At 60.8% G+C, this 22536-nt stretch carries 20 protein-coding genes; 14 read left to right on the top strand and 6 right to left on the bottom strand.

Annotated elements, in window-relative coordinates:
- Positions 1–90: 90 nt before the first annotated feature.
- On the bottom strand, positions 91–900 hold the full coding sequence (gene cobF / locus M0D65_RS05985) for a precorrin-6A synthase (deacetylating) (RefSeq protein WP_266251828.1): 810 nt from the start codon (positions 898–900) through the stop codon (positions 91–93).
- Between the two features lie 120 nt (positions 901–1020).
- On the opposite strand from cobF, the gene metE reads away from it, so the two are divergent.
- Positions 1021–3318, top strand: coding sequence for a 5-methyltetrahydropteroyltriglutamate--homocysteine S-methyltransferase (gene metE, locus M0D65_RS05980; protein WP_266251826.1), 2298 nt, complete (start codon positions 1021–1023; stop codon positions 3316–3318).
- A gap of 60 nt (positions 3319–3378) precedes the next feature.
- Here the strand turns inward: metE and M0D65_RS05975 are convergent, their stop codons facing one another.
- From M0D65_RS05975 to M0D65_RS05965, 3 genes are all read right to left on the bottom strand, one after another.
- The gene (locus M0D65_RS05975; protein WP_091011338.1) at positions 3379–3957 is read right to left on the bottom strand and encodes a hypothetical protein; all 579 of its coding nucleotides are present in this window, start codon (positions 3955–3957) and stop codon (positions 3379–3381) included.
- An 87-nt stretch (positions 3958–4044) separates the two neighbouring features.
- Positions 4045–4341, bottom strand: a complete 297-nt coding sequence (locus tag M0D65_RS05970) for a transcriptional regulator (RefSeq protein WP_091011339.1) — start codon at positions 4339–4341, stop codon at positions 4045–4047.
- Complete coding sequence (locus M0D65_RS05965; protein WP_266251822.1) at positions 4342–4803, bottom strand: hypothetical protein; 462 nt, start codon at positions 4801–4803, stop codon at positions 4342–4344.
- Between the two features lie 258 nt (positions 4804–5061).
- Here M0D65_RS05965 and M0D65_RS05960 point away from each other — a divergent pair, with 258 nt between their 5' ends.
- From M0D65_RS05960 to M0D65_RS05930, 7 genes are all read left to right on the top strand, one after another.
- Positions 5062–5877: a DeoR/GlpR family DNA-binding transcription regulator gene (locus M0D65_RS05960; RefSeq protein WP_091011341.1), complete on the top strand. Its 816-nt coding sequence runs from the start codon at positions 5062–5064 to the stop codon at positions 5875–5877.
- 28 nt (positions 5878–5905) lie between these two features.
- Entirely contained in the window at positions 5906–6808 is a 903-nt protein-coding gene (locus M0D65_RS05955; RefSeq protein WP_266251819.1) for a substrate-binding domain-containing protein, read from the top strand.
- On the top strand, positions 6805–8367 hold the full coding sequence (locus M0D65_RS05950; protein ID WP_266251817.1) for a sugar ABC transporter ATP-binding protein: 1563 nt from the start codon (positions 6805–6807) through the stop codon (positions 8365–8367). Before M0D65_RS05955 ends, M0D65_RS05950 begins: the two co-directional genes overlap by 4 nt.
- On the top strand, positions 8364–9356 hold the full coding sequence (locus tag M0D65_RS05945; protein ID WP_266251815.1) for an ABC transporter permease: 993 nt from the start codon (positions 8364–8366) through the stop codon (positions 9354–9356). The genes M0D65_RS05950 and M0D65_RS05945 overlap by 4 nt, the downstream gene beginning before the upstream one ends.
- Entirely contained in the window at positions 9349–10335 is a 987-nt protein-coding gene (locus M0D65_RS05940; protein WP_266251813.1) for a sugar kinase, read from the top strand. The genes M0D65_RS05945 and M0D65_RS05940 overlap by 8 nt, the downstream gene beginning before the upstream one ends.
- Positions 10328–11635 carry a D-tagatose-bisphosphate aldolase, class II, non-catalytic subunit gene (locus M0D65_RS05935; protein ID WP_266251811.1) on the top strand — a complete coding sequence of 436 codons (1308 nt, stop codon included), beginning with the start codon at positions 10328–10330 and terminating at the stop codon, positions 11633–11635. Before M0D65_RS05940 ends, M0D65_RS05935 begins: the two co-directional genes overlap by 8 nt.
- Before the next feature lie 151 nt (positions 11636–11786).
- Positions 11787–13043 carry a sugar ABC transporter substrate-binding protein gene (locus tag M0D65_RS05930; protein ID WP_266252037.1) on the top strand — a complete coding sequence of 419 codons (1257 nt, stop codon included), beginning with the start codon at positions 11787–11789 and terminating at the stop codon, positions 13041–13043.
- Positions 13044–13086: 43 nt separating this feature from the next.
- Here M0D65_RS05930 and M0D65_RS05925 read toward each other — a convergent pair whose 3' ends face one another.
- Both M0D65_RS05925 and M0D65_RS05920 read right to left on the bottom strand, forming a co-directional pair.
- On the bottom strand, positions 13087–13755 hold the full coding sequence (locus M0D65_RS05925; protein ID WP_266251809.1) for a TetR/AcrR family transcriptional regulator: 669 nt from the start codon (positions 13753–13755) through the stop codon (positions 13087–13089).
- A 124-nt stretch (positions 13756–13879) separates the two neighbouring features.
- On the bottom strand, positions 13880–15052 hold the full coding sequence (locus tag M0D65_RS05920) for an acyl-CoA dehydrogenase family protein (protein WP_266251807.1): 1173 nt from the start codon (positions 15050–15052) through the stop codon (positions 13880–13882).
- 146 nt (positions 15053–15198) lie between these two features.
- Between M0D65_RS05920 and M0D65_RS05915 the strand changes: the two genes are divergently transcribed.
- From M0D65_RS05915 to M0D65_RS05890, 6 genes are read left to right on the top strand one after another with little or no spacing between them, the layout of a single operon-like run.
- The gene (locus tag M0D65_RS05915; RefSeq protein ID WP_266251805.1) at positions 15199–16035 is read left to right on the top strand and encodes an NAD(P)-dependent oxidoreductase; all 837 of its coding nucleotides are present in this window, start codon (positions 15199–15201) and stop codon (positions 16033–16035) included.
- Positions 16036–16039: 4 nt separating this feature from the next.
- Positions 16040–16900, top strand: a complete 861-nt coding sequence (locus M0D65_RS05910; protein ID WP_266251803.1) for an SDR family oxidoreductase — start codon at positions 16040–16042, stop codon at positions 16898–16900.
- Between the two features lies 1 nt (position 16901).
- Positions 16902–18518, top strand: a complete 1617-nt coding sequence (locus M0D65_RS05905) for an acyl-CoA carboxylase subunit beta (RefSeq protein WP_266251801.1) — start codon at positions 16902–16904, stop codon at positions 18516–18518.
- Between the two features lie 12 nt (positions 18519–18530).
- Entirely contained in the window at positions 18531–19682 is a 1152-nt protein-coding gene (locus M0D65_RS05900; protein ID WP_266251799.1) for an acyl-CoA dehydrogenase family protein, read from the top strand.
- An 8-nt stretch (positions 19683–19690) separates the two neighbouring features.
- Positions 19691–20539: an enoyl-CoA hydratase/isomerase family protein gene (locus M0D65_RS05895; protein WP_266251797.1), complete on the top strand. Its 849-nt coding sequence runs from the start codon at positions 19691–19693 to the stop codon at positions 20537–20539.
- Entirely contained in the window at positions 20536–22533 is a 1998-nt protein-coding gene (locus M0D65_RS05890; RefSeq protein WP_266251795.1) for an acetyl-CoA carboxylase biotin carboxylase subunit, read from the top strand. The genes M0D65_RS05895 and M0D65_RS05890 overlap by 4 nt, the downstream gene beginning before the upstream one ends.
- The last annotated feature ends 3 nt before the right edge of the window (positions 22534–22536 follow it).

The raw sequence follows: 22536 nt of genomic DNA, 5'->3' as shown, positions 1-22536 counted from the left end.
GCACGGCGGCGACGTGTGAAACCGTAAGCGACATGCAAAACGGCCACCTGAAGGTGGCCGTTGGTTTATGTTGCTGCGTATGTTGCGCCGTCAGGTTTCATCACCGGGCTTGCGCAGCAGATAGGTGTCCATGATCCACCCATGTTTACTGCGGGCTTCTGCACGGACACGCACGATCTCATCCGCGACGTCGTGCAGCTTTCCCGAGATCAGGATTTCATCTGGCGTTCCAACATAGGCGCCCCAGTAGATATCCAGATTCTGACCGACAAGCTTGCGGTAGGTATCCTGCGAGTCGAGCATGACGACGACGCTGTCCACATTATTCGGGAACCCGTCGGCAATGCCACGGCCGTTGGTGATCTCGATAGAGCGACCGATCTGGTTGAGCGGCACCTTGTGCCGCGCAGCGAGCGCCTGGACGCTGCTGATGCCTGGAATGACCTCGTAGTCGAACGTATGGTTGCCGGCTTTCCCGATCGCTTCGACGATGCGTATCGTGCTGTCGTATAACGACGGATCGCCCCAGACCAGAAATGCTCCACATTCGCCGTCGCTCAACTCGTCAGATATCAGGCGTTCAAATACGTGCTGCTTGTCGCGGTTGAGTTCGTCGACGGCGGCCCTGTAGTCGCCTTTGCCCTCGTCGCGTCTACGTTCGGGACTCGTCGCTTCGACAATACGATAGCGTTCGTTTTTCACAAACCGCTCGATGATGTCCTTACGCAGCGCAACGAGTTTTTCCTTCGCGACGCCTTTGTCCATTACGAAGAACACGTCGACCTGATTGAGCGCGTTGATCGCCTGAACAGTCATGTAGTCGGGGTTTCCCGCGCCGATCCCGATGATCAGAATTCTTTTCGTCATGCCAGTTCCCGGTGAATGCAGCGACGCGTGCATTCAATGAATCGATGGTGAAAAGCAGTGATATGAACATGGCTCATATAACAATGAAAACATGTCGCTTGATGAATCATAGCGTGACTTCCAGACTGTGAGCCATTCAGTCAAGGATCCGCTATGGCTCGCACCCACATACATGGTTTTCCGCGCATCGGCGCACATCGCGAACTCAAGTTTGCCCAGGAGTCGTTCTGGCGCGGCGAGTCCGACGATGCCTATTTGCGCGGCGTTGCGAAGGAATTACGCGCCCGTCATTGGGAACAGCAGCGGGCGGCGAATCTGGACTTCGTGACGGTTGGCGATTTCGCTTACTACGACCAGATGCTCTATCTGACTGCGCTGCTGGGCGCGTTGCCCGAACGTTTCGAGTTCGAGCCGGCGGCGCTGTCGCTGGCCCAGTATTACGAACTGGCGCGCGGCAACAAGGCGCAGCCGGCGCTGGAAATGACCAAGTGGTTCGATACCAATTACCACTACCTCGTGCCGGAACTGGGACCGGAGACGACGTTCAATGGCGGTGTCGAGTGGTTCTTCGATGAAGTCGATGAAGCGCTTGCGCTGAATCACACGGTCAAGCCCGTGTTGATTGGGCCGATTACGTATCTGTGGTTGTCGAAGAGTCACGTGGCTGGCTTCGACCGTCTGTCGCTGCTGCCGCGGCTCGTGATCCGCTATATGCGCATTCTCGAGAGATTGCAGCAGCGCGGTATCGAGTGGGTTCAGCTCGACGAGCCGGCGTTGTGCCTCGACCTCGACGGCGAGTGGCTCGGAGCGTTTTCTGCGGTGTACGAGGTGCTCGGTGCGTCGGACGTCAAGATATTGCTCGCGACGTATTTCGACACCGCCGCCGATCATGCGCCGCTCGTGGCGAAACTGCCGGTGCACGGCGTGCATATCGATCTGGTCAGGGCGCCGCAGCAACTCGATGCGTGGCACCGGGCGTTACCGGTGGATCGGGTGTTGTCGGCGGGTGTGATCGACGGACGAAATATCTGGCGTGCCGATCTCGGCAAGATTGTCGGATCGCTGCAGCAGTTTCATGCGGAACGTGGCGACCGGCTCTGGATTGCACCGTCGTGCTCGCTACTGCACGTACCGATCTCGCTTGCTGCGGAAAAGCGACTCGATGCGGATCTGAAGTCGTGGCTCGCCTTTGCTACCGAGAAGCTCGCTGAAATCGGCACGATTGCGCTTGCGTTACGCGATCCGGTTGCTGCCGCGCCGGCGCTCACGGCCGCTGCGAATGTACTCGACGCGCGACGCAGTTCGCGCGCGGTCCAGAACGTGCTGGTGCAGAGGAAGGTCGCAGCCGTCACCGATGCGATGGCAAGCCGTAAGAGCCCGTTTGAGGATCGTAGTCGCGTGCAACGGCATTCGCTGAAGCTGCCGCTTCTGCCAACCACTACGATCGGCTCGTTTCCGCAGACACCCGCGATCCGGCAGGCGCGTGCCGCTTACAAGCGCGGCGAACTGCGCGCACTCGATTACCTCGAGCGCATGCGCGCGGAAACCGCCAGCGTGTTGCGCAAGCAGGAGGAACTCGGGCTCGATGTGCTTGTGCACGGCGAGGTCGAGCGCAACGATCTGGTTGAGTTTTTTGCAGAAAAGCTCTGGGGATATGCGCTCACTGAGAATGGCTGGGCGCAGAACTACGGCGCGCAGTGCGTCAAGCCACCGATCATTTACGGCGACATTTATCGCCCGGAGCCGATGATCGTCGATGCCGCGTGTTACGCCCAGTCGCTGACAGACCGACTGATAAAAGGCGTGCTCACCGGGCCGGTGACAATGCTCGAATGGTCGTTTGTGCGCGACGATCAACCGCGCTCGACGACGGCCTTGCAACTGGCGCTGGTGATGCGCGACGAGGTGAACGATCTCGAGAAGGCCGGCATTCGCATCATCCAGATCGATGAGCCGGCGTTTCGCGAAGGCTTGCCGTTGCGAAAGACCGATTGGGCGGCGTATCTGGATTGGGCGGCACGGGCGTTCCGTATTTCTTCCAGCGGCGTGTCGGATGCGACGCAGATCCATACGCACATGTGTTATTCGGAGTTCAACGACATTCTTCCATCGATCGCCGCGCTCGATGCAGACGTTATTACGATCGAGACGTCGCGATCTTCGATGGAATTGCTCGATGGCTTCGGTGCGTTTTCGTACCCTAATGGCATTGGCCCGGGGGTGTATGACACTCACTCGCCGCGCGTGCCGAGTGTCGAGACGATGCAACGCCTGCTCGAACGAGCCTGCGAAGTGATTCCTGCGGAACGCCTGTGGGTCAATCCTGATTGCGGGTTGAAGACGCGTGCCTGGCCGGAGACAGAAGCGGCGTTGAGCAACATGATTCTGGCTGCGAAGGCGTTGAGGCAGAAGATTGAAGCCGAACGTAGTAGTGCGGTTGAGCTGGTGTGACGGTTTTGCGAGACGCTTTAAACCGCTCGTTGAGTTATCGCGAGCGGGCCTGGCTTCTCATCACGTGAGCCGATTGCGCTCGACTAATCGCGCGGTGATCCCGCCGGAACGATTTCGCAAGAACCCGTATAGGGCACTGATCCAGAGGATGCTGCCTGTTGCGAATGCGCCGGTCGGGTAACTCGATCCACTATTTGCAATCCATGGGTATCCCAACGCAACGACGATCAGCGCGGCTCCGGTTGCGTAGTGCCGCCGTGCGTGAAAGACCCGGGCGAGTGGTATGAAATGGACGCCGACAATCAGAATGACCGTGGGCATGACCCACTCTGCGTGACCCGTAGCATTCAAAGCGATGTTTGCAACCAGTACCGCTAGCCATTGCGTCGCGTTCACCCATCGGAACGCGCGCTGCGATGCACGGTAGCGCGACGACTCCACGCGCACTTCGGCTTCGGTTTTGCCTTGCCGGAACTCGCACCACGCCCACAAGAAAATCGTGCTGCCGGCGAGCGCAATCAGAGTCAGTGTCGGCAGATCTGCGCCGTGTCGCTGCAGACACCAGTCGATCATCCACAGTGTGCCGAATCCCGCGAAGAACATCTGTCCGACTGCCGCGCCTGCTTTCGGGCTATACATTGAGTATTCCAAGGCACTTCCTCGATCAGGTTTCGTAGAAACAGCATCGCTGCACGACTACAACGATCCGCTGCAAACAAAGGTACCTCACGCCGCACCGTCAAGAATCCCACGCAAATGACTGACATAGCGCTCAAACGCGAGGCGTCCCGACGGCGTCATCGCGATACTGGTTCGCGGTTTCTTTCCCACAAAACCCTTCTCCATCTCGATGTAACCGGATTTCTCTAACGTCGCGAGATGAGCGCCGAGATTGCCTTCGGTTGCTTCGACGATGGCACGCAGTCGAACAAAGTCGATCGACTCGCGGCTGGGTAGTGCGTTGAGCGCGGCCATTATCTTGAGCCGAACCGGCTGATGAATGATGTCGTCCAGCTGATCCATTTACGCTCTCCGCAGCCACAAGCCAGCGAGCATCAGCGCGCCGCCACCGGCCACCGCCATCCACAGGGCGAAATGAGCGGGCAGCACGAAATAGCCGATTAGCGTTAGCGCCGCCAGCAACGTACCGGCAATGGCGAATCGCGCGCCAAGCCAAAGACCGGCCAGTACATAAAACAGCGCGACGATCAGCGCGATGAACGCCGCCGACTGCATGCCTGTGGCCGGCTGGAAAATAACGAGCGCCAGGATATAGAACGCAAAAATGCTCAGCATCGAGGCCAGCCAGCGCCAGCTCGTTGCGGACCGATCTTCATGCCTACCTCGCTGGCCGAGATAGATGCATCCAAGCACGCCTACGACGTTCAGCGCTATCCAGATGAAGTTGGCATACGCAGGCGCAATGTCAGTCAAACCAAAGCCGATCAGCCAGATCACGCCCCACAGCATGAACATCGGTGCCATCCGTCGATATCGATAGAGCTGACCGCTGCGCTGACTAACTGATTCGACTTCACGTAAGGCCGTAGCCGCTTGCTCGGAGGAGAGTGACATGGTAGTAAGAGTAGGGTTAAGTTCAGAGTACTCTGTACGACAGAGTGAAAAGATGCAAAATAACAAGGGAAAGCCCTATCCAAAAAGCCTAAAAATCGCTTTGCGCTTCTTTCGTTTCGAAACTAAACTCTTTCGAAACAAAAGCACCTACTTTCGAGATCCGGAGACATGCTAGTCAGCAAGAGTTCACTGAGGCGCCGGCTGCAAATCGTCGAACTCGTCCGCAAGCGCGGCGAGGTATCGGTCGAGGAGCTCAGTCAGGTATTCGACGTATCGAGCGTCACCATCCGCACGGACCTGACCTATCTGGAGCAGCAGCGTTACCTTGTGCGGTCGTTCGGCAAGGCGCGTTACCTCTCGCAGCGACCCGGCGACAACGTCCTCGCGCCCATTGCGGATAGCGCGACCCGCAAGGCATCGGAAACGACGATTGCGCGCTTCGCCGCAGAGGCCGTCGACGATCACGAGTCGCTAATGATGGGCGCCGGCGAAGTCGTCCACAGAATCCTGCCGTTCCTGTCCGACCGTTCGAACCTTGCCCTGCTCGTGCAGGACATCGGGATGGCGCAAACGGCACAGCGTTTTCTGCACTGTGAACTACAGCTCACGGGCGGCCAGCTCGAACAGGGCAGCTCGACGATGACGGGCCCCGATGCGGAAGCATCGGTGGCACGGCGCTCCATCGACCTCTGCTTTCTCGAAGCCTCGGGGCTCGACCGCGAAGGCAACCTGCTGTGCGCCGATCCGGCACTGGCACGCGTGTTTCAGGCTGCACGGCAGGCGGCCACGCGAACCATCGTCGTTGCGTACCAGCCGCAGCTAAACGAGCGCGACGGCGAGGTATTCGCAAACCTCGCGGACATCGATGCGTTGCTTATCGATGACGGCATCGACCCACCCACCATGGATTTGATGCCGCGCAAGGGTCTGCAGCTCCACAGAAGGGAAAGCGGAATTCTCGAATTCCGCCAATCCACTTACTAGACCATCAAAGGAAGAAAGGAAGAGACACATGAAGTTGACGCTCAAAAGCATGGCGGCCATCCTCGCCGCGACCACGACGTTTGCCGTCGCCCCACTGGCGCACGCCGACCAGGTCAAGATCGGCGCGTCTCTGCTGACGCAGCAACATCCGTTTTACGTCGCGCTCGCCGATGCGATGAAACAGGAAGCGCTGAAGGACAACGCGAAGCTCGACATATCGATCGCGAATCAGGATCTGAGCAAACAGATCGCCGATGTGCAGGACTTCGTGACCCGCAAGGTCGACGTGATCGTGCTTTCACCGGTCGATTCGAAAGGTGTCAAGGCGGCGGTCATGATTGCGCAGCGAGCCGGCATCCCTGTCATCACCGTCGACATCAGCGCGCAGGGAGTCGAGGTGGCTTCCCACATCGCTACCGACAACTACGCCGGCGGCCAGATGGCTGGGCAACTGATGTGCAAGGTCCTCGGCGGCAAGGGCAAGGTCGGTGTGATCGACTATCCGACGGTGCAGTCCGTGATCGATCGCGTGACGGGTTTCAAGAAGGCTCTCGATGCGTGTCCGGGTGTGCAGATCGTTGCAGTCCAGCCCGGCATCACGCGCGCTGAAGCGTTGACGACTGCGCAGAACATGCTTCAGGCTCATCCGGATCTCGACGGAATCTTTGGGTTTGGCGATGACGCCGCGATGGCGGCAGCTGTTGCCGGCAAATCAGCGGGCAATCACGTCAAGGTGATCGGCTTCGACGGCATGCCGGAAGCGCGCGCAGCCGTAGACAAGAATCCCAACTTCGTCGGCGTGATCCGTCAATACCCCGAAAAAATGGGCGCCATCGCTGTCGACACAGCCGTGAAGGTTGCCGCAAAACAGCCGGTCGCGAAGCTGATCCCCGTGACACCCGGCGTCTACCTGCACGGGACCACAAAGTGAATGCGAGCCCGAACCGCCTGTGCGCTCAGGCATCGGGCGCGAGCTTTAGCGATGGCGCGGATGTTCCTTTTGCCGAGTTGAGGTCCATCGCTAAATCGTTCGGTACGGTCGAGGCGATCAAGAACGTTTCGCTCGCGTTGCGAAGCGGACGGGTCCACACGATTCTCGGCGAGAACGGCGCGGGCAAGTCGACCTTGATGAAGATTCTGGCGGGCGTGCATCAACCGACGAGAGGCGATCTGCTCGTGCGTGGTCAGCCTGTTGTATTTGCCACCCCATCTGAATCGCAGGCGGCCGGCATCTCGATCATCTATCAGGAGCTGAGTCTCGCGGCGAATCTGACTGTGGCGGAGAACATCTTCGCGGGCCACGAGCCGCAGCGATTCGGCATCGTCGACTTCAAATCGTTGTTCCGGCAAGCGCAGGATCTGCTCGACGATCTCGCGATCGATATCGACGCACACGTCGCCGTTGCGCGCCTGTCGATGGCGCAGCGGCAACTTGTTGAAATTGCGAAGGGACTGAGTCGCCGTGCCGAGCTGGTCATCATGGACGAACCTACGTCGTCCCTGAGCGACCGGGAGGCCGAAGTGCTGTTCGGCATCGTGGCGAAACTCAAGGCGCGTGGCATCGCCATCGTCTACATCTCGCACCGCATGGACGAGATCATGCGGATCTCCGACGACATCTCGGTGATGCGCGACGGGCAATACATCTGCACGCACGACCGGAACGAGACGACGATTGGCGCGCTGATCAATCTCATGGTCGGACGCGAGATGAGCGATGTCTATCCGCCGCGCGCCACGCCGCTCGATACGAATCGCGCACCATTGCTCGAAGTGCGAAACCTCACCATTAACGGCAAGTTTCACGACATCAGTTTCAGTGTCCGACCTGGTGAAATCTTCGGTTTCTTTGGCCTGATCGGCGCGGGTCGCTCGGATGTGATGAAGGCGCTGTTTGGAATCGGACGTCCGACTGGACAGATCCTGATGGATGGCAAGGCAGTGCGGTTACGTTCGCCGGAAAGCGCAATCTCGGCGGGCATCGCGTTCGTCACCGAAGACCGAAAGCACGAGGGCCTGGTGCTCATGCATTCGATTGCGCAAAACATCACGATGGCCAGCTTCGAGCGCAAGGGTTCTCGATTTGGCATCGTGAGCAGCCGCTACGAGCAACGCGAAACGCAGGATGCGATCGCTCGCATGAAGATCAGAACAGCGGGCCCGCACCAGGCGGTCGGCGATCTGAGCGGCGGCAACCAGCAGAAAATCGTCTTTTCCAAATGGCTTTCGCTCAAGCCCAAAGTGCTGATTCTCGATGAGCCAACCCGCGGTGTCGACGTCGGCGCGAAGTTCGAGATCTACCGCGTGATGCGTGAACTCGCCGATGCCGGCACCGCCATTGTTCTGGTCTCTTCGGAATTGCCCGAAGCGCTGGCCATGAGCGACCGTCTCGCAGTGATGCGCGAGAAGCGCCTTGTCAGGGAATTCGCAACGACGGGGCTGACTCAGGAGACCGTCATGTCGTACGCAACAGGAGCAGCACCAGCATGAAATCATCGGAGCTTACTAGACAGGCCGCGCCGCGCGGACACATGAGCAGCTTGACCGGGCGCCCATGGATGCGCCACTACGGCGGCATCGTCTGCGGACTCGCGTTGCTCTGCGTACTTTTCGCGGTTCTGTCGAGCAACTTTCTGACGCTCGGCAACCTGCTGAACATCGTCATGCAGGTATCGATCATCGCGATTCTCGGCTTCGGGATGACCTATGTCCTGTTGCTCGGCGATATCGATCTTTCTGTCGGCGCCGTGATGGCGCTCGTCGGCACGGTCGCCGCTTTCTCGATGCAGCATGGACTGCATCCTGCGCTGGCTATCGTGATCGCCATGGGTGCGGGACTGGTTCTCGGGTTCATCAACGGTACGCTGACCGCGATGCTGACCATCCCCTCGTTCATCGTGACAGTCGCAACGATGGGCGTTTTCCGGGGGCTCGCCTATATCACGTCGGCAGGCGTACCGATCTCGATCGACGACGACCGCTTTGCCGCACTCGGCAACGCGACTTTTCTTGGCATTGCGATACCCATCTGGCTTCTAGTGGTCCTGCTGGCCATCAACCATTTCGTCCTGTCGAAAACGGTGTTTGGACGCAAGGCATATCTGGCAGGCGGGAATCGCGAGGCCGCGCTGTATTCGGGCATCAACGTCAGGCGTCTGCGGATCGGCATCTTCATGATCTCCGGGCTGATGGCGAGCATCGGCGGCGTGCTGATGACCTCGCGTCTGTATTCGGCGCAGCCCAATGCGGGTCTCGGCTATGAACTGGACGCGATCGCGGCTGCCGTGCTTGGCGGGACCAGTCTGAGCGGCGGCTACGGCACGATTATCGGCACGTTGATCGGTGCGCTGATCATCGGCGTCATCAACAACGGCATGAATCTGCTGAGCGTTCCGTACTTTTATCAACTGATCGTAAAGGGCGTCGTCATCCTCGTCGCCGTTTGCATCGATGTTCAAACGAAAAAGCGTCATGGCTAACACTGAACTACACAAGTCCCGCGACGTCGGCTACATCCTGACGATGGGCGAAATTCTGGTCGAGATAATGGCAACCGAGCGCGGCCAGTCGTTCCGCCGGCCGGGCACATTGATCGGCCCCTACGCGAGCGGCGCACCGGCCATCTTCATCGATCAGGTTGCGAAGGCCGGCAGCCGGTGCGCGATGATCGGTTGCGTCGGCGACGACGATTTCGGCACGCTCAACGTCGAGCGATTGCGTGCGGATGGCGTCGACGTCTCCGGTATCTCCGTCATCAAGACCGCGACGACGGGTAGCGCATTCGTGACTTACCGCGAGGACGGCGACCGCGACTTTATCTACAACATCGCCAACAGCGCCTCCGGACATTTATCGGTCGGCAACATCCGCGACGATTTGCTCAAGCAGTGCTGCCACTTTCACGTGATGGGCTCGTCGCTCTTTTCATTTCGCATCATCGAAGCGATGAAAAAGGTCATCGAAACCGTCAAGGAACACGGCGGGACGGTGAGCTTCGATCCGAACATCCGCAAGGAGATGCTGCGTATTCCCGAAATGCGCGAAGCGCTCGATTTCATCCTTGACTACACCGATGTTTTCCTGCCGAGCGGCCACGAGGTGATGCTGCTCGCGAGCGCAAGCAGCGAAGAGGGCGCTATCGACGAGCTTCTGAAGCGCGGTGTGCGCGAAGTCGTGATCAAGCGCGGCAAGCATGGATGCAGTTACTTCGACGGAAAAACCGCGCTGAACCTTCCCGCGCTGCCGGTTCAGGAAGTCGATCCGACGGGCGCGGGCGACTGCTTCGGTGGAACCTACATCGCCTGTCGCGCTCAAGGCTTCGGCATTGAAAGGGCGCTGACCTATGCATGCGCAGCCGGTGCGCGGGCAGTGACGTTTCGCGGCCCGATGGAAGGGACCGCGACGTTGGCCCAGCTCGACGATTTCATCGCGAACCCGACGGAGCAGCGTCATGACTAACGTCGTCTTTCGTCTCTCGGGCGACGAGCGCGCGGCGCAGAAGCTCAAGGGGATGTATTCGATCTGCTCGGCTCATCCGTGGGTGCTGAGTGCGGCAATGAAGCAGGCGCTCGACGACGACACGCCGCTGCTGATCGAATCGACTTCGAATCAGGTCGACCAGTTCGGCGGATACACGGGAATGAAGCCCGCGGATTTCGTGCGCTTCGTGCATCTGATTGCCGATCGCGTTGGCTTGCCGCGCTCACGGCTGATTCTCGGTGGCGACCATCTTGGCCCTAACGCATGGCGCGACCTGCCCGCGGAGGAAGCCATGCAACACGCGGAAGCGCTCATCGATGCGTACGTGTCGGCCGGTTTCGCGAAAATTCACCTCGATACGAGCATGAGTTGCGCCGGCGATCCGGAGCGACTCTCGGATCATGTCGTGGCCGGGCGCGCCTCGCGCCTGTGTGCAATCGCCGAGGCCGCTGCCGTGCGCGCAGGCGGAAACGAAAAACCGGTGTATGTGATCGGCACGGAGGTTCCGGTACCGGGCGGTGCTGCGGAAGAACTGGAGGCGGTAGAGGTCACGCATCCGGAGGCGGCGCTCGCGACGGTTGCAGTTCATCGCGAGGCGTGGCGCGATCGCGGCCTTGACGACGTGTGGGAGCGCGTGATCGCCCTCGTCGTTCAGCCGGGCGTCGAGTTCGATCATACGAAGGTCGTGGACTATCAACCGAGGCTTGCCAGGAAGCTTGCGGGAGTTCTTGAACAGTTGCCCGGAATGGTCTTCGAGGCACACTCCACCGACTATCAGAGACCGGAATCGCTCGCCACGCTGGTGCGGGACGGGTTTGCCATTCTGAAAGTCGGCCCGGGTGTGACGTTTGCCCTGCGCGAAGCGCTGTATGCGCTTGCCGACATCGAGACTGAACTCGTCTCTCCAGAAACGACATCGAACCTGCGTGAAGTCGTGGAGCGCGTCATGCTTTCGCGCCCCGGCAACTGGGAGAAGTATTACCACGGCGACGATCAGAAAAAGCGGCTGTTGCGCACCTACAGCTATAGCGACCGTGTCCGGTATTACTGGGCCGATCCGGAGATCGACGCGGCGGTGCAAACGCTGATGAGCAGCCTCGCAGACATCGCCATCCCGGAGAACCTGCTGAGCCGCCATCTACCCGAACAGTACTGGCAGTTCAGGCGCGAGCTGATCGATGCATCGCCGATGAGCCTGATCGAGAGCAAGGTTCGCGAAGTCATTGGCTCGTATGCCGCCGCGTGCAGGATATGCGATGTGGCATCCGAAGAAACGTAATCGTTTTTTTAATCCCTGATCCAGGAGCACGACATCCACCGAAAGGGAAGTTTCTAGCAGAGAGGAGACAGACGTGAAGACGAAAACTTCGATCAGTTGCAATGTGACCCGCAGGGCGTTAGTCGCTGGAGTAATTTTCAGTGCGGCGCAAATGGCAAGCGCAGCGAGCGTGACGATTGCAACGCTCAACAACCCGGACATGATCGAGCTCAAGAAGCTCTCGGCCACGTTCGAGAAAGCAAATCCGGATATCACGCTGAACTGGGTGATTCTCGAAGAGAACGTATTGCGCCAGCGGGCAACGACGGACATCACCACGAACAGCGGTCAGTTCGACGTGGTCGCGATCGGAACGTACGAAGCGCCGCAGTGGGGCAAGCGCGGATGGCTCGCGCCGATGAACAACCTGCCGGCCGATTACGATCTCGACGACGTCGTCAAGACAGCGCGGGACGGTCTGTCTTCGAATGGCCAGTTGTGGGCGTTACCGTTCTACGTCGAGAGTTCGATGACCTTTTACCGCAAAGACCTGTTTGCGGCGAAGGGCCTCAAGATGCCGGACCAGCCCACTTACGATCAGATCAAGGAATTCGCCGACAAGCTGACCGACAAGGCCAGTGGCGTATATGGCATCTGTCTGCGCGGCAAGGCGGGTTGGGGCGAGAACATGGCGTATGTATCGACGGTCGTCAACACGTACGGGGGACGATGGTTCGACGAGCACTGGAAAGCCCAGATCGATACGCCCGAGTGGAACAAGGCCATCACGTTCTATTCGGATCTGCTGAAGAAAGACGGTCCTCCGGGCGCCAGTTCAAACGGCTTTAACGAGAATCTCACGTTGATGTCGTCGGGCAAGTGCGCGATGTGGATCGATGCGACGGTTGCGGCCGGCATGCTCTATAACAAGGCGCAGTCGCAGGTCGCGGACAAGATCGGTTTCGCCGCAGCGCCGGTCGCGGTGACGCCGAAGGGATCGCACTGGTTGTGGTCGTGGTCGTTTGCCGTTCCCAAAACCTCGAAGTCGCAGGATGCCGCGAAGAAGTTTGCCGAGTGGGCAACGTCGAAGCAGTACATCGAACTGGTGGCGAAAGACGAGGGCTGGGCATCGGTTCCGCCGGGCACACGCAAGTCGACTTACGCGCGCCCGGAATACCGGCAGGCGGCACCGTTCGGCGACTTCGTTCTGAAGGCAATCGAAACGGCGAACCCCGATGATTCAACGCTCCAGAAGGTTCCGTATTCCGGCGTCCAGTTCGTGGGTATCCCCGAGTTCCAGTCGTTTGGGACGGTCGTGGGGCAGGCTATTGCAGGCGTGGTGGCCGGACAGACCGACGTGGCATCGGCGCTGAAGGCGGGCAATGCCGCGGCGGATCGTGCGGTGCGGCAGGCGGGCTACCAGAAGTAGGGCTGGGATGTTTCGATGCGAGCCGGTTGAGGTCGGGTTGGCCTCAACCGGCCTTTGTCTTGCGCGGCCGCTTTGCTGCGGGTGCCGAACCAGCAGCCGGTACGCTCCTCAACAGAAACTGCACCGCGTTGTCCGTCAGTTCGTCCAGATTGAGCGGCCCACCTGGTCTGTACCATTGCACCGCCCAGTTCAATGCGCCGAATGTCATCAACCGGTCGATCGGCGTTGGTGCGAGCCATTCTCCAGATGCATGCAGACGGGCAATTACGCTATCCCACAGGGCCTCGTAACGGTCCTTCAATTTCAGCACCGCGACCTTCCGGTCTTGATCGAGTGAACCCCATTCATAGAGCAGGACGGGGATGAAATCGTGATCCGGCGAAACCATCGTCTTGAGATGCGTGCGAACCAACGCATGAAAGGCTTCGCGCGCAGACAGGTTGTCGACGTCGAGTGCCTCGATGCGCGCGAGCGAGCTCGCCATACCCTGTTCCATCACGGCGACGAGAATGTCCTGCTTGGTCTTGAAGTGATAGAACCAGCTGCCCGCCTGAATGCCCACCGCGGCTGCGATATCGCGGACAGTCGTCCGTTCATACCCCTGGGTGCGGAACAGTTTAGCGGAGGTGAGAATCAGGTCGTCGCGCAACGACGCGCTTTCGCCCTTGAGCGGACGTCCGCGTTTGCGTGGAACTAGAGGAATGGCGCTCATACAGTCAATTCGGTGTCCCGTTCAGGCGAGGGCCGTAACGGCCGGCCATCGATCGGCACATTATCGATGACTTTCCCGCACCTGAACAGGGATGCAACCCCGGAGGCAGCCTGCGTTGCCCCGGTCAAAATTCGAGCTGCCGTGCGACCAGATCTTTCATGATCTCTTCGGTGCCGCCGCCGATCATGTTCACTTTCACCTCCCGATAGATACGCTCCGGCCGCGTGCCACGCATGTAGCCCATACCTCCGAGTATCTGCACGGCGCTATCGGCGCAGAACTGCATGGTCTGCGTCGCGAAGTTCTTCAGCATGCAGATCGTGGAGATCAGCGCGGGATCCCGCTTGTCCGTATGGTCCATCTGCCACGCGCATTGTTCGAGCCAGGCTCGCGTTGCCTCGATACGTGTCGCCATGTCGACCAGCTTGTGGCGAATGACCTGGTGATCGGCCACGCGCTGGCCAAACGTCTTGCGCTGCCGTGCCCATTCGAGCGCGTCTTCATAGCAGACTTCTGAAAAGCCGAGCGCGGATGCGGCAATGCTGAATCGCTCGAGATTGAAGTTCTGCATGATCAACGGAAAACCGCTGCCTTCCTGACCGATCAGGTTCGCGACGGGAACGCGGCACTGATCGAAGTGCAGATGCGCGGTATCGGACGCCCACCAGCCCATCTTTTTGAGTAGCGTCTTCGACAGCCCCGGTGTGTCTCCTTCTACCACCAGCAGCGACAGACCTTTGGCTCCGCGCGCTTCCGGGTCTGTGCGTACTGCAACCGTGTAGTAGTCCGCCCGCATGCCGGACGTGATGAACACTTTCTCGCCGCTCACGATGTAGTGATCGCCATCGCGGATCGCGCTCGTGCGCAGCGCAGCGACGTCCGATCCGCCGCCCGGTTCGGTAATCGCGAGCGCGGAAATCTTTTCGCCGGCCAGGATCCCCGGCAGCACGCGAGATTTCAACTCGTCGCTGCCTGCGTGCGCGATCGGTGGCGCGCCAATCGTGTGCGACATCAGCGAGCTTACGACGCCTCCCGAGCCGCAGCGGGCGAGTTCGACGGAACAGAGCAACCGGTGAAACGCGTCGACGTCTTCTATACCCCCGTAAGCGTCGGGAAAGCCAAGCCCAAGCAGGCCGATGTCCGCGGCTTTGCGATAAAGCTCGCGGGGAAACTCGCCAGCTTCGTCCCAGTCGTTGACGAACGGCGAGATCTCCTTTGCAACAAAGCGGCGAACGGTGTCCTGCAACTCGATATGTTCGGGGGTGTAGTACGCGGAATTCGCGTGTGTGGCGGGCATCTGCGTCTCCTGGGTGATATCCGTGAGCCTGACTGATGCGAATTCTAGATGTGTGCCTCAGGTAAATCAATCAAATGATTGATTTAATAAATTAGCGGCGCTAGGATGCGTCTACACACTCGCACAACAACATTCGGGACACTCCCATGACAACCTTGCAGGGCAAGACCGTCTTCATCACCGGCGGCTCACGCGGCATCGGCCTGGAGATAGGCAAGAAGGCCGCGAGCCAGGGCGCGAACGTCGTGATCGCAGCCAAGACGGCCGAGGTCAACCCCAAGCTGCCGGGCACCATTTACAGCGCCGCGGCTGAAATCGAGGTGGCGGGCGGCACGTGTCTGCCGCTCCAGGTCGATATCCGCGACGAAACGCAGATCGCGGCCGCGATGGCGCAGGCGGCGCAGCGCTTCGGTGGCATCGATGTGCTAATCAACAACGCAAGCGCGATCGGACTGACCCGCACGCCCGATACGCCGATGAAGCGCTTCGATTTGATGTTCGGCGTCAACGTGCGCGGCACCTATGCCTGCACGCAAGCCGCACTTCCGTACCTCAAGCTTTCGGCGCAGCGCAACGGCAATCCACACGTGCTGACCCTGTCTCCGCCGCTCAACATGAACGCAAAGTGGTTTGCACCGCATGTCGCCTACACGATGGCGAAATACGGCATGAGCCTGTGCGTGCTGGGACATGCCGAAGAATTCAAGCCTGAAGGCATTGCGGTCAATGCGCTGTGGCCCCGCACCGTAATCCAGACGGCGGCACTGCAAATGATCCCGGGTGTTCCGCCAGAGATCTGCCGGTCGCCGGCCATCATGGCCGACGCGGCCGCGCAGATCCTGTCGCTCGATGCGCGCGCCCACACCGGCAACTTCTATATCGACGAACAGGTTCTCGCCGATGCCGGTATCACCGACCTTTCTAAATACGCGATCGTGCCAGGCACGAAATCTTTCCCCAACGACCTGTTTCTGGACGACTGACACCATGCCTTATCGCTCATCGCTTCGCGCCGGTAGTTTCGACGACCGGATCGTCCTCGTCACAGGAGGCGGCAGCGGCATTGGACGCTGCTGTGCGCATGAACTCGCTTCGCTCGGTGCAACCGTTGTAGTGCTCGGACGTAATGCGGAAAAGTTGCAGCGTGTCATTGGCGAGATTCACGACGATGGCGGGCGCGCCGATTCGGTCGTTTGCGATATTCGTGATGAAGAGCAGGTCCGGCTTGCGGTCGCGCAAACGGTCGAGCGTTACGGCCGCATCGATCTGCTCGTCAACAACGCCGGAGGACAGTACCCAGCTCCGCTCGAGCACATCACCTCGAAAGGCTGGCAGGCGGTGCTGAACACCAACCTGCTGGGTGGCTTCCTCGTTGCGCGCGAGTGCTATACGCAATCGATGAAGCCACGCAAGTCGGGTGCCATCGTCAACATCATCGCCGACATGTGGCAAGGCATGCCCGGCATGGGTCATAGCGGCGCCGCGCGCGCCGGCATGCTCAATTTCACCGAAACCGCCGCTGCGGAATGGGCCGGCATCAGAGTGAACGCCGTGGCGCCGGGATGGATCGCATCGAGCGGGATGGACACGTACCCCGAAGCTGCGAAGCCACTGATCCGGAGTCTGCCGAAGCATGTACCGCTCGGCCGCATCGGCAACGAAGCGGAAGTGTCGGCGGCGATCGCGTTCCTGTTGTCGGAGGGCGCTTCGTTTATCAACGGAACCTGCCTGCGTGTCGATGGCGGCGCACCCAATGCGCGGCGCCACTACCCAATGATGCCCGCCGAACCCACCGGCGCGTTCGACGGTTTCCACCGCGCCACCACGCCAGATATCTTCAAGAGCTGACATGCCTGTCTTCCAGTCTCGCCTCAATACAGCCAGCGCCGTGGTCCGGGACAACACGGAGCACACCACCGCGCTGATTGCTCAATTGCACACGTTGCAGGCGCGCGCCGCGCAGGAATCGGCGAAGGCGCGCCCGCGGTTCGCGAAGCGCGGCCAGTTGCTGCCGCGCGAACGCCTGGCGTTACTTCTCGATGCCGGTGCGCCCTTTCTCGAACTCGCTTCGCTTGCAGGCTATCTCGTCGGCGAAAGCGATCCGGAGAAGTCCGTGCCGGGTGCGGGCATGATCGCCGGCATCGGCTACGTGAGCGGCACCCGTTGCATGATCGTGGTCGCCGATTCCGGTATCGACGCCGGCGCGCTGCAGCCGATGGGGCTCGAAAAGTTTCAACGCCTGCAGAAGATCGCACTCGATAACCGCCTGCCGTTCGTCCACCTGGTCGAGTCGGCGGGCGCGAACCTGATGCAATACCGCGTCGAGGAATTCGTCAACGGCGGCGGCAATTTTTATCAGCTCGCGAAGCTGTCCGCAGCGGGCATTCCGGTGCTCACACTGGTGCACGGATCGTCGACTGCGGGCGGTGCCTACATGCCAGGTCTGTCGGACTATGTCGTGATGGTGCGCGACCGGGCAAAGGCATTTCTCGCCGGACCGCCGTTGCTAAAAGCCGCGACCGGCGAGATCGCCACCGACGAAGAACTCGGCGGCGCCATGCTGCATGCGAGCGTCTCGGGGCTCGCCGAATACCTCGCGGACGATGATGCGGACGGTATCCGCATCCTGCGCGAACTCGTCGACAAGCTCGGTTGGAACGCACGCGAGAGCGCATTGCCGGTCGGTGCCGAACCCACGCTCGACGCCAATGAACTGCTCGGCATCATGTCGCGCGACGGCAAAAAGCCGGCGGACATGCGCGAGGTAATCGCGCGCATCGTCGACGCATCCGACCTGCTCGAATTCCAGCCGCTCTACGGACCGGCGACGGTCTGTGCGCACGCCCGCATTCACGGCATCCCGGTCGGCATCATCACGAACAACGGGCCACTCGATCCGGCAGGCGCAACCAAGGCGACGCACTTCATCCAGAGCTGCTGCCAGAGCGATATTCCGATTGTCTATTTGCAGAACACCACCGGTTTCATCGTCGGTAAGGATTCCGAGCGCGCCGGCATGATCAAGCACGGCTCGAAAATGATTCAGGCGGTCTCGAACGCGACCGTGCCGCAGATCACCATACTGTGCGGCTCCGCGTTCGGGGCTGGCAATTTCGGCATGTGCGGACGGGGCTTCAATCCGTCCTTTCTCTTTTCATGGCCTAACGCTCGCACAGCAGTGATGGGTGCGGAGCAGGCCGCGCTGACCATGTCGATCGTGATGGAGAGCGCGGCGCGCGCGAAGGGTCTTGAACCCGACGTCGAGCGCATCGAAGCATTGCGCCAGAAGATCGTTGCGAACTTCGAGCGCCAGACGCACGCGTTTTATACCTCGGGCCGCATGCTCGACGACGGCGTCATCGATCCGCGCGACACGCGCCGGGTGATCGCGATGACGCTGTCGGTATGCCGCGATGGCCGCAACAAGACTGTTTACCCCCTTACGTTCGGCGTCGCCCGTCCCTGATCCGGAGACATCATGCTATTCACTCAAGAACACGAAGAAATTGTCCGTACCGTCAAGCGTTTCATCGAACAGGAAATCAATCCGCACGTCGATGAGTGGGAAGAGGCCGGCATCTTCCCTGCGCATGAAGTTTTTCGCGAACTCGGCAAGCTCGGTGTGCTCGGTCTCAGCAAGCCCGAGGCCTTCGGCGGCGGCGGCCTCGACTACAGCTATGAAACGGCATTCGCCGAGGCGCTGGGCGTTTGCAACGCGGGTGGCGTACCGCTCGCGATCGGTGTGCAAACCAACATGGCGACACCCGCGCTCGCACGCTTCGGCTCCGATGCGTTGCGCGCAGAGTTTCTCGCGCCCGCCATTGCCGGCGAGCTGGTCGCGTGTATCGGTGTCTCGGAGCCGGGCGCGGGCTCCGACGTCGCCGCGATCCGGACGACCGCGCGCAAGGACGGCGACGACTATGTGATCAGCGGCACCAAGCTCTGGATCACCAACGGCACGCAGGCCGACTGGATGTGCTGCCTTGCCAACACGTCGGATGATCCGGCGCATCGCAACAAGTCGCTGATCATCGTGCCGTTGAAATCGAAGGGCGTGCAGATCGAGAAGAAGATTCGCAAGATCGGTATGCACTCATCGGACACCGCGCAGATTTTTCTCGACGAGGTGCGCGTGCCACGGCGCAATCTGATCGGTGAGGAAGGCAAGGGCTTCACCTATCAGATGCTGCAGTTCCAGGAAGAGCGGCTGTATGGCGCTGCGGGCGCGTTGCTCGTGCTCGATCGCGCGATCGACCAGACGATCGACTATACGCGGCAGCGCAAGATTTTCGGCCGGTCGGTGCTGGACAATCAGGTCGTCCACTATCGGCTCGCCGAACTCAAAACCGAGGTCGAAGCGGTGCGCGCGCTCACGTATCGCGCGACGGAACTCTACGTCGGTGGTGGCGACGTGACTGCGCTTGCATCGATGGCGAAACTGAAAGCGGGGCGTCTCGCGAGAGAAGTCACCGACAGTTGCCTGCAGTTCTGGGGCGGCATGGGCTTCGCCTGGGAATCGAGTATTTCGCGCACCTATCGCGACAGCCGCCTGTTCTCGATCGGCGCCGGAGCCGACGAAGTGATGCTCAGCATCATCTGCAAGAAGCTCGGCACGTTGCCCCGGGAGTGATGCGAGACATGACCTCATCACTTCAACCGGCGAACGGTGACGCGCCGCTGCACGTGGCGCAGATCGGCGGCGTGCTGTTCGCGACGCTGAACCGACCTGACCGGCGCAATGCGTTGACCGACGATATCGTCGCGGCGCTCGATGTCGAATGCGAGCGCGTCAAGAACGACCACAACGTGCGTGCCTTCGTGTTGCGCGGCGCGGGCGGCACGTTTTGCGCCGGTGGCGATTTCAGCGGCTTCAAGGCGCTGATGCGCGAACCCGCGCCCTCAACCGGTCGCGATCCGATCGCGCTCTACAACCGACGGTTCGGTGCGCTGCTCGAGAAGCTTGCCGCGCTGCCTGTGCCGACACTCGCCGTGATCGAAGGCGCAGCGATTGGCGGCGGTTGTGGCCTAGCAGCGGCATGCGACCGCGTCATCATGGCCGCCGACGCTCATCTGTCGATGCCTGAAACAACGCTCGGCCTGCCGCCTGCGCAGATCGCTCCGTTCATCGTTGCGCGCGCTGGCGTCTCGCGTGGCCGATGGCTGATGCTCACGGGCCAGCGGCTATCCGCGGCAGAAGCGCTGTACGCGGGTCTCGTCGACGAAACGTCGTCGCCCGGGGGCATCGATGTCCTGCTGCAAAGCGAACTCGCACGCGTACTCGCCAGCGAGCCCGCGGCCCAGCGCGCGACGAAACGCATCGTCGCGGACGCGGGCATTCGCGAACGTTCGCTCGTGCTCGATGCAGCCGCCGACGACTTCGCGACCGCACTGCGCTCCGGCAACGTCACCGAAGGATTAGCCGCACTGGCTGCGAAACGCGCCCCGACCTGGCAGATCGCCCAACCCGCTCTGCCGGAGAAACCATGAAGGAACAACGCTTCACGCGCCTGCTGATCGCCAATCGCGGTGAAATCGCGGTACGGGTCTCACGCACGGCGCAACGTCTTGGCATCGCGACCGTCGCGGTTCATTCGGACGCTGACCGGAACAACCCGCATGTTCGTGCCTGCGATACGGCCGTTTCAATCGGCGGTGCAACGCCGGCGGAATCGTATCTCGTCATCGACAAGCTGATCGACGCGGCACTGCGCAGCGGCGCAGAGGCGATTCATCCGGGCTACGGATTTCTGTCCGAAAACGCCGGATTCGCTCGACGTGTGACCGAAGCAGGACTTGTATTCGTCGGCCCACCCGCCGATGCGATCGACGCGATGGGCGACAAGGCCCGCGCGCGACGCCGGATGGCGGAGGCGGGCATTCCGGTTGTCCCGGGCTATGACGGCGACGATCAGTCCGAGGCGGTGCTGTTGTCGGAAGCAGCGCGTATTGGTTTTCCGATCATGGTCAAGGCATCGGCCGGTGGCGGCGGGCGCGGCATGCGGCGCGTCGACGCGCCGGAAGCGCTGGCCGAATCGCTGAAGCTTGCTGTGTCGGAAGCACAGAAGGCATTCGGCGATGGGCGTGTGATTCTCGAGCGCGCGGTCATCGAGCCACGTCACGTCGAAATCCAGGTCTTCGCCGATGCGCACGGCAATGTCGTCTACCTCGGTGAGCGCGACTGCTCGATTCAGCGTCGGCATCAGAAGATCGTCGAGGAAGCACCGTCGCCTGCCGTCGATGAAGCATTGCGTCGGCGTATGGGTGAAACGGCCGCTGCGGTCGCCCGGGAAATCGGTTACGTCGGGGCAGGCACGATCGAGTTTCTGCTCGACCGCACAGGGCATTTCTATTTCATGGAGATGAATACCCGCCTGCAGGTCGAGCATCCGGTCACCGAATTCATCACGGGTCAGGATCTCGTCGAATGGCAGTTGCGTGTCGCGCAAGGCGAGCCGTTGCCGCTGAAGCAGGAGGACATCCGCATCGAAGGTCATGCGATCGAAGTCCGGCTGTGCGCAGAAGACCCCGCTGACGATTTCCTGCCGCGCACGGGCAATGTGCTGCTCTGGCGTCCGGGTCGTCACGTGCGCTGCGATCACGCGCTCGAAGACGGCGTGACCATCAGTCCGTTCTACGACTCGATGCTAGGCAAGGTGATTGCACACGGTCGCACTCGAAGCGAAGCGATCGAGCGCCTTGCGAGTGCCCTCGACGATACCGTGCTGCTCGGTGTGTCGACGAATCGCGCCTTTCTTGCCCGCGTGCTGCGGCATCCCGCATTCGTGGAGGGGCAATCGGTATCGACTGCGTTCATCGGCCAGCATTTCGCCAGCAACGAAAGTCGCGCGTCGGAGCCGACGCAGCACGCGTGGGCGATCGCGGCCTGGCTGTCCACGACCGCAACCGGTCACGCCGACCAGCAGCCCGCCGTGTGGCGAGGCTGGCATAACGGTGCGCCGCTACCGGTGCCTTACCGGCTGGCTAGCCGGGCGAATCATGCCGAGGTGCGACGTGGCACCGTGGCGCACGCGGAACGCGATGCGTTCGAGCTTCTGGATAGCGATGGCAACGCGATGGTCTTGCATGCACAGCCAGGTCATGCCGGCGAGCCCGCCATCGTCGCCATCGACGGACAGATCTACCACTACCGCTATGTGTGGGAAAGCCGCGTGCTATGGCTACAGCTCGACGGCATCGACTATGCGTTCGTGTCGCACAACCTCGACAGCGCACGCGCCAGCGAGGAGAGCGAAAGCGATGGTGTGTTGCGCGCGCCAATGAACGGCCGTGTGATCGCGGTCAATGTCGACGAAGGCGCCATCGTCGAAGCAGGGCAGACCGTGATGGTGCTCGAAGCGATGAAGATGGAACACGCCATCTGCGCCCCGTTCGCCGGCAAGGTCGCGTCGCTCGGCGCGATAGCCGGCGAACAGGTCGCGCCAGGACATGTACTCGCGCAGCTGGAACCGCAAGCCAGCTGAGCC

Source organism: Paraburkholderia sp. CHISQ3 (assembly GCF_030464945.1).
In the GTDB taxonomy this organism is placed as follows: Bacteria; Pseudomonadota; Gammaproteobacteria; order Burkholderiales; family Burkholderiaceae; genus Paraburkholderia; species Paraburkholderia megapolitana.
The sequence above is the reverse complement of the archived record's forward strand: the minus strand, read 5'-3'. Positions and strand labels throughout refer to the sequence as shown.

What these genes read in the sequence shown, in the direction of transcription:
- M0D65_RS05890 (WP_266251795.1), top strand. Translation starts at nt 20,536, where the DNA reads ATGAAGGAACAACGCTTCACGCGCCTGCTGATCGCCAATCGCGGTGAA.
- M0D65_RS05965 (WP_266251822.1), bottom strand. Translation starts at nt 4,803, where the DNA reads ATGGCACCGATGTTCATGCTGTGGGGCGTGATCTGGCTGATCGGCTTT.
- M0D65_RS05975 (WP_091011338.1), bottom strand. Translation starts at nt 3,957, where the DNA reads ATGTATAGCCCGAAAGCAGGCGCGGCAGTCGGACAGATGTTCTTCGCG.
- metE (WP_266251826.1), top strand. Translation starts at nt 1,021, where the DNA reads ATGGCTCGCACCCACATACATGGTTTTCCGCGCATCGGCGCACATCGC.
- M0D65_RS05935 (WP_266251811.1), top strand. Translation starts at nt 10,328, where the DNA reads ATGACTAACGTCGTCTTTCGTCTCTCGGGCGACGAGCGCGCGGCGCAG.
- M0D65_RS05915 (WP_266251805.1), top strand. Translation starts at nt 15,199, where the DNA reads ATGACAACCTTGCAGGGCAAGACCGTCTTCATCACCGGCGGCTCACGC.
- M0D65_RS05925 (WP_266251809.1), bottom strand. Translation starts at nt 13,755, where the DNA reads ATGAGCGCCATTCCTCTAGTTCCACGCAAACGCGGACGTCCGCTCAAG.
- M0D65_RS05960 (WP_091011341.1), top strand. Translation starts at nt 5,062, where the DNA reads ATGCTAGTCAGCAAGAGTTCACTGAGGCGCCGGCTGCAAATCGTCGAA.
- M0D65_RS05955 (WP_266251819.1), top strand. Translation starts at nt 5,906, where the DNA reads ATGAAGTTGACGCTCAAAAGCATGGCGGCCATCCTCGCCGCGACCACG.
- M0D65_RS05940 (WP_266251813.1), top strand. Translation starts at nt 9,349, where the DNA reads ATGGCTAACACTGAACTACACAAGTCCCGCGACGTCGGCTACATCCTG.
- M0D65_RS05910 (WP_266251803.1), top strand. Translation starts at nt 16,040, where the DNA reads ATGCCTTATCGCTCATCGCTTCGCGCCGGTAGTTTCGACGACCGGATC.
- M0D65_RS05930 (WP_266252037.1), top strand. Translation starts at nt 11,787, where the DNA reads ATGGCAAGCGCAGCGAGCGTGACGATTGCAACGCTCAACAACCCGGAC.
- M0D65_RS05945 (WP_266251815.1), top strand. Translation starts at nt 8,364, where the DNA reads ATGAAATCATCGGAGCTTACTAGACAGGCCGCGCCGCGCGGACACATG.
- cobF (WP_266251828.1), bottom strand. Translation starts at nt 900, where the DNA reads ATGCACGCGTCGCTGCATTCACCGGGAACTGGCATGACGAAAAGAATT.
- M0D65_RS05895 (WP_266251797.1), top strand. Translation starts at nt 19,691, where the DNA reads ATGACCTCATCACTTCAACCGGCGAACGGTGACGCGCCGCTGCACGTG.
- M0D65_RS05970 (WP_091011339.1), bottom strand. Translation starts at nt 4,341, where the DNA reads ATGGATCAGCTGGACGACATCATTCATCAGCCGGTTCGGCTCAAGATA.
- M0D65_RS05905 (WP_266251801.1), top strand. Translation starts at nt 16,902, where the DNA reads ATGCCTGTCTTCCAGTCTCGCCTCAATACAGCCAGCGCCGTGGTCCGG.
- M0D65_RS05900 (WP_266251799.1), top strand. Translation starts at nt 18,531, where the DNA reads ATGCTATTCACTCAAGAACACGAAGAAATTGTCCGTACCGTCAAGCGT.
- M0D65_RS05920 (WP_266251807.1), bottom strand. Translation starts at nt 15,052, where the DNA reads ATGCCCGCCACACACGCGAATTCCGCGTACTACACCCCCGAACATATC.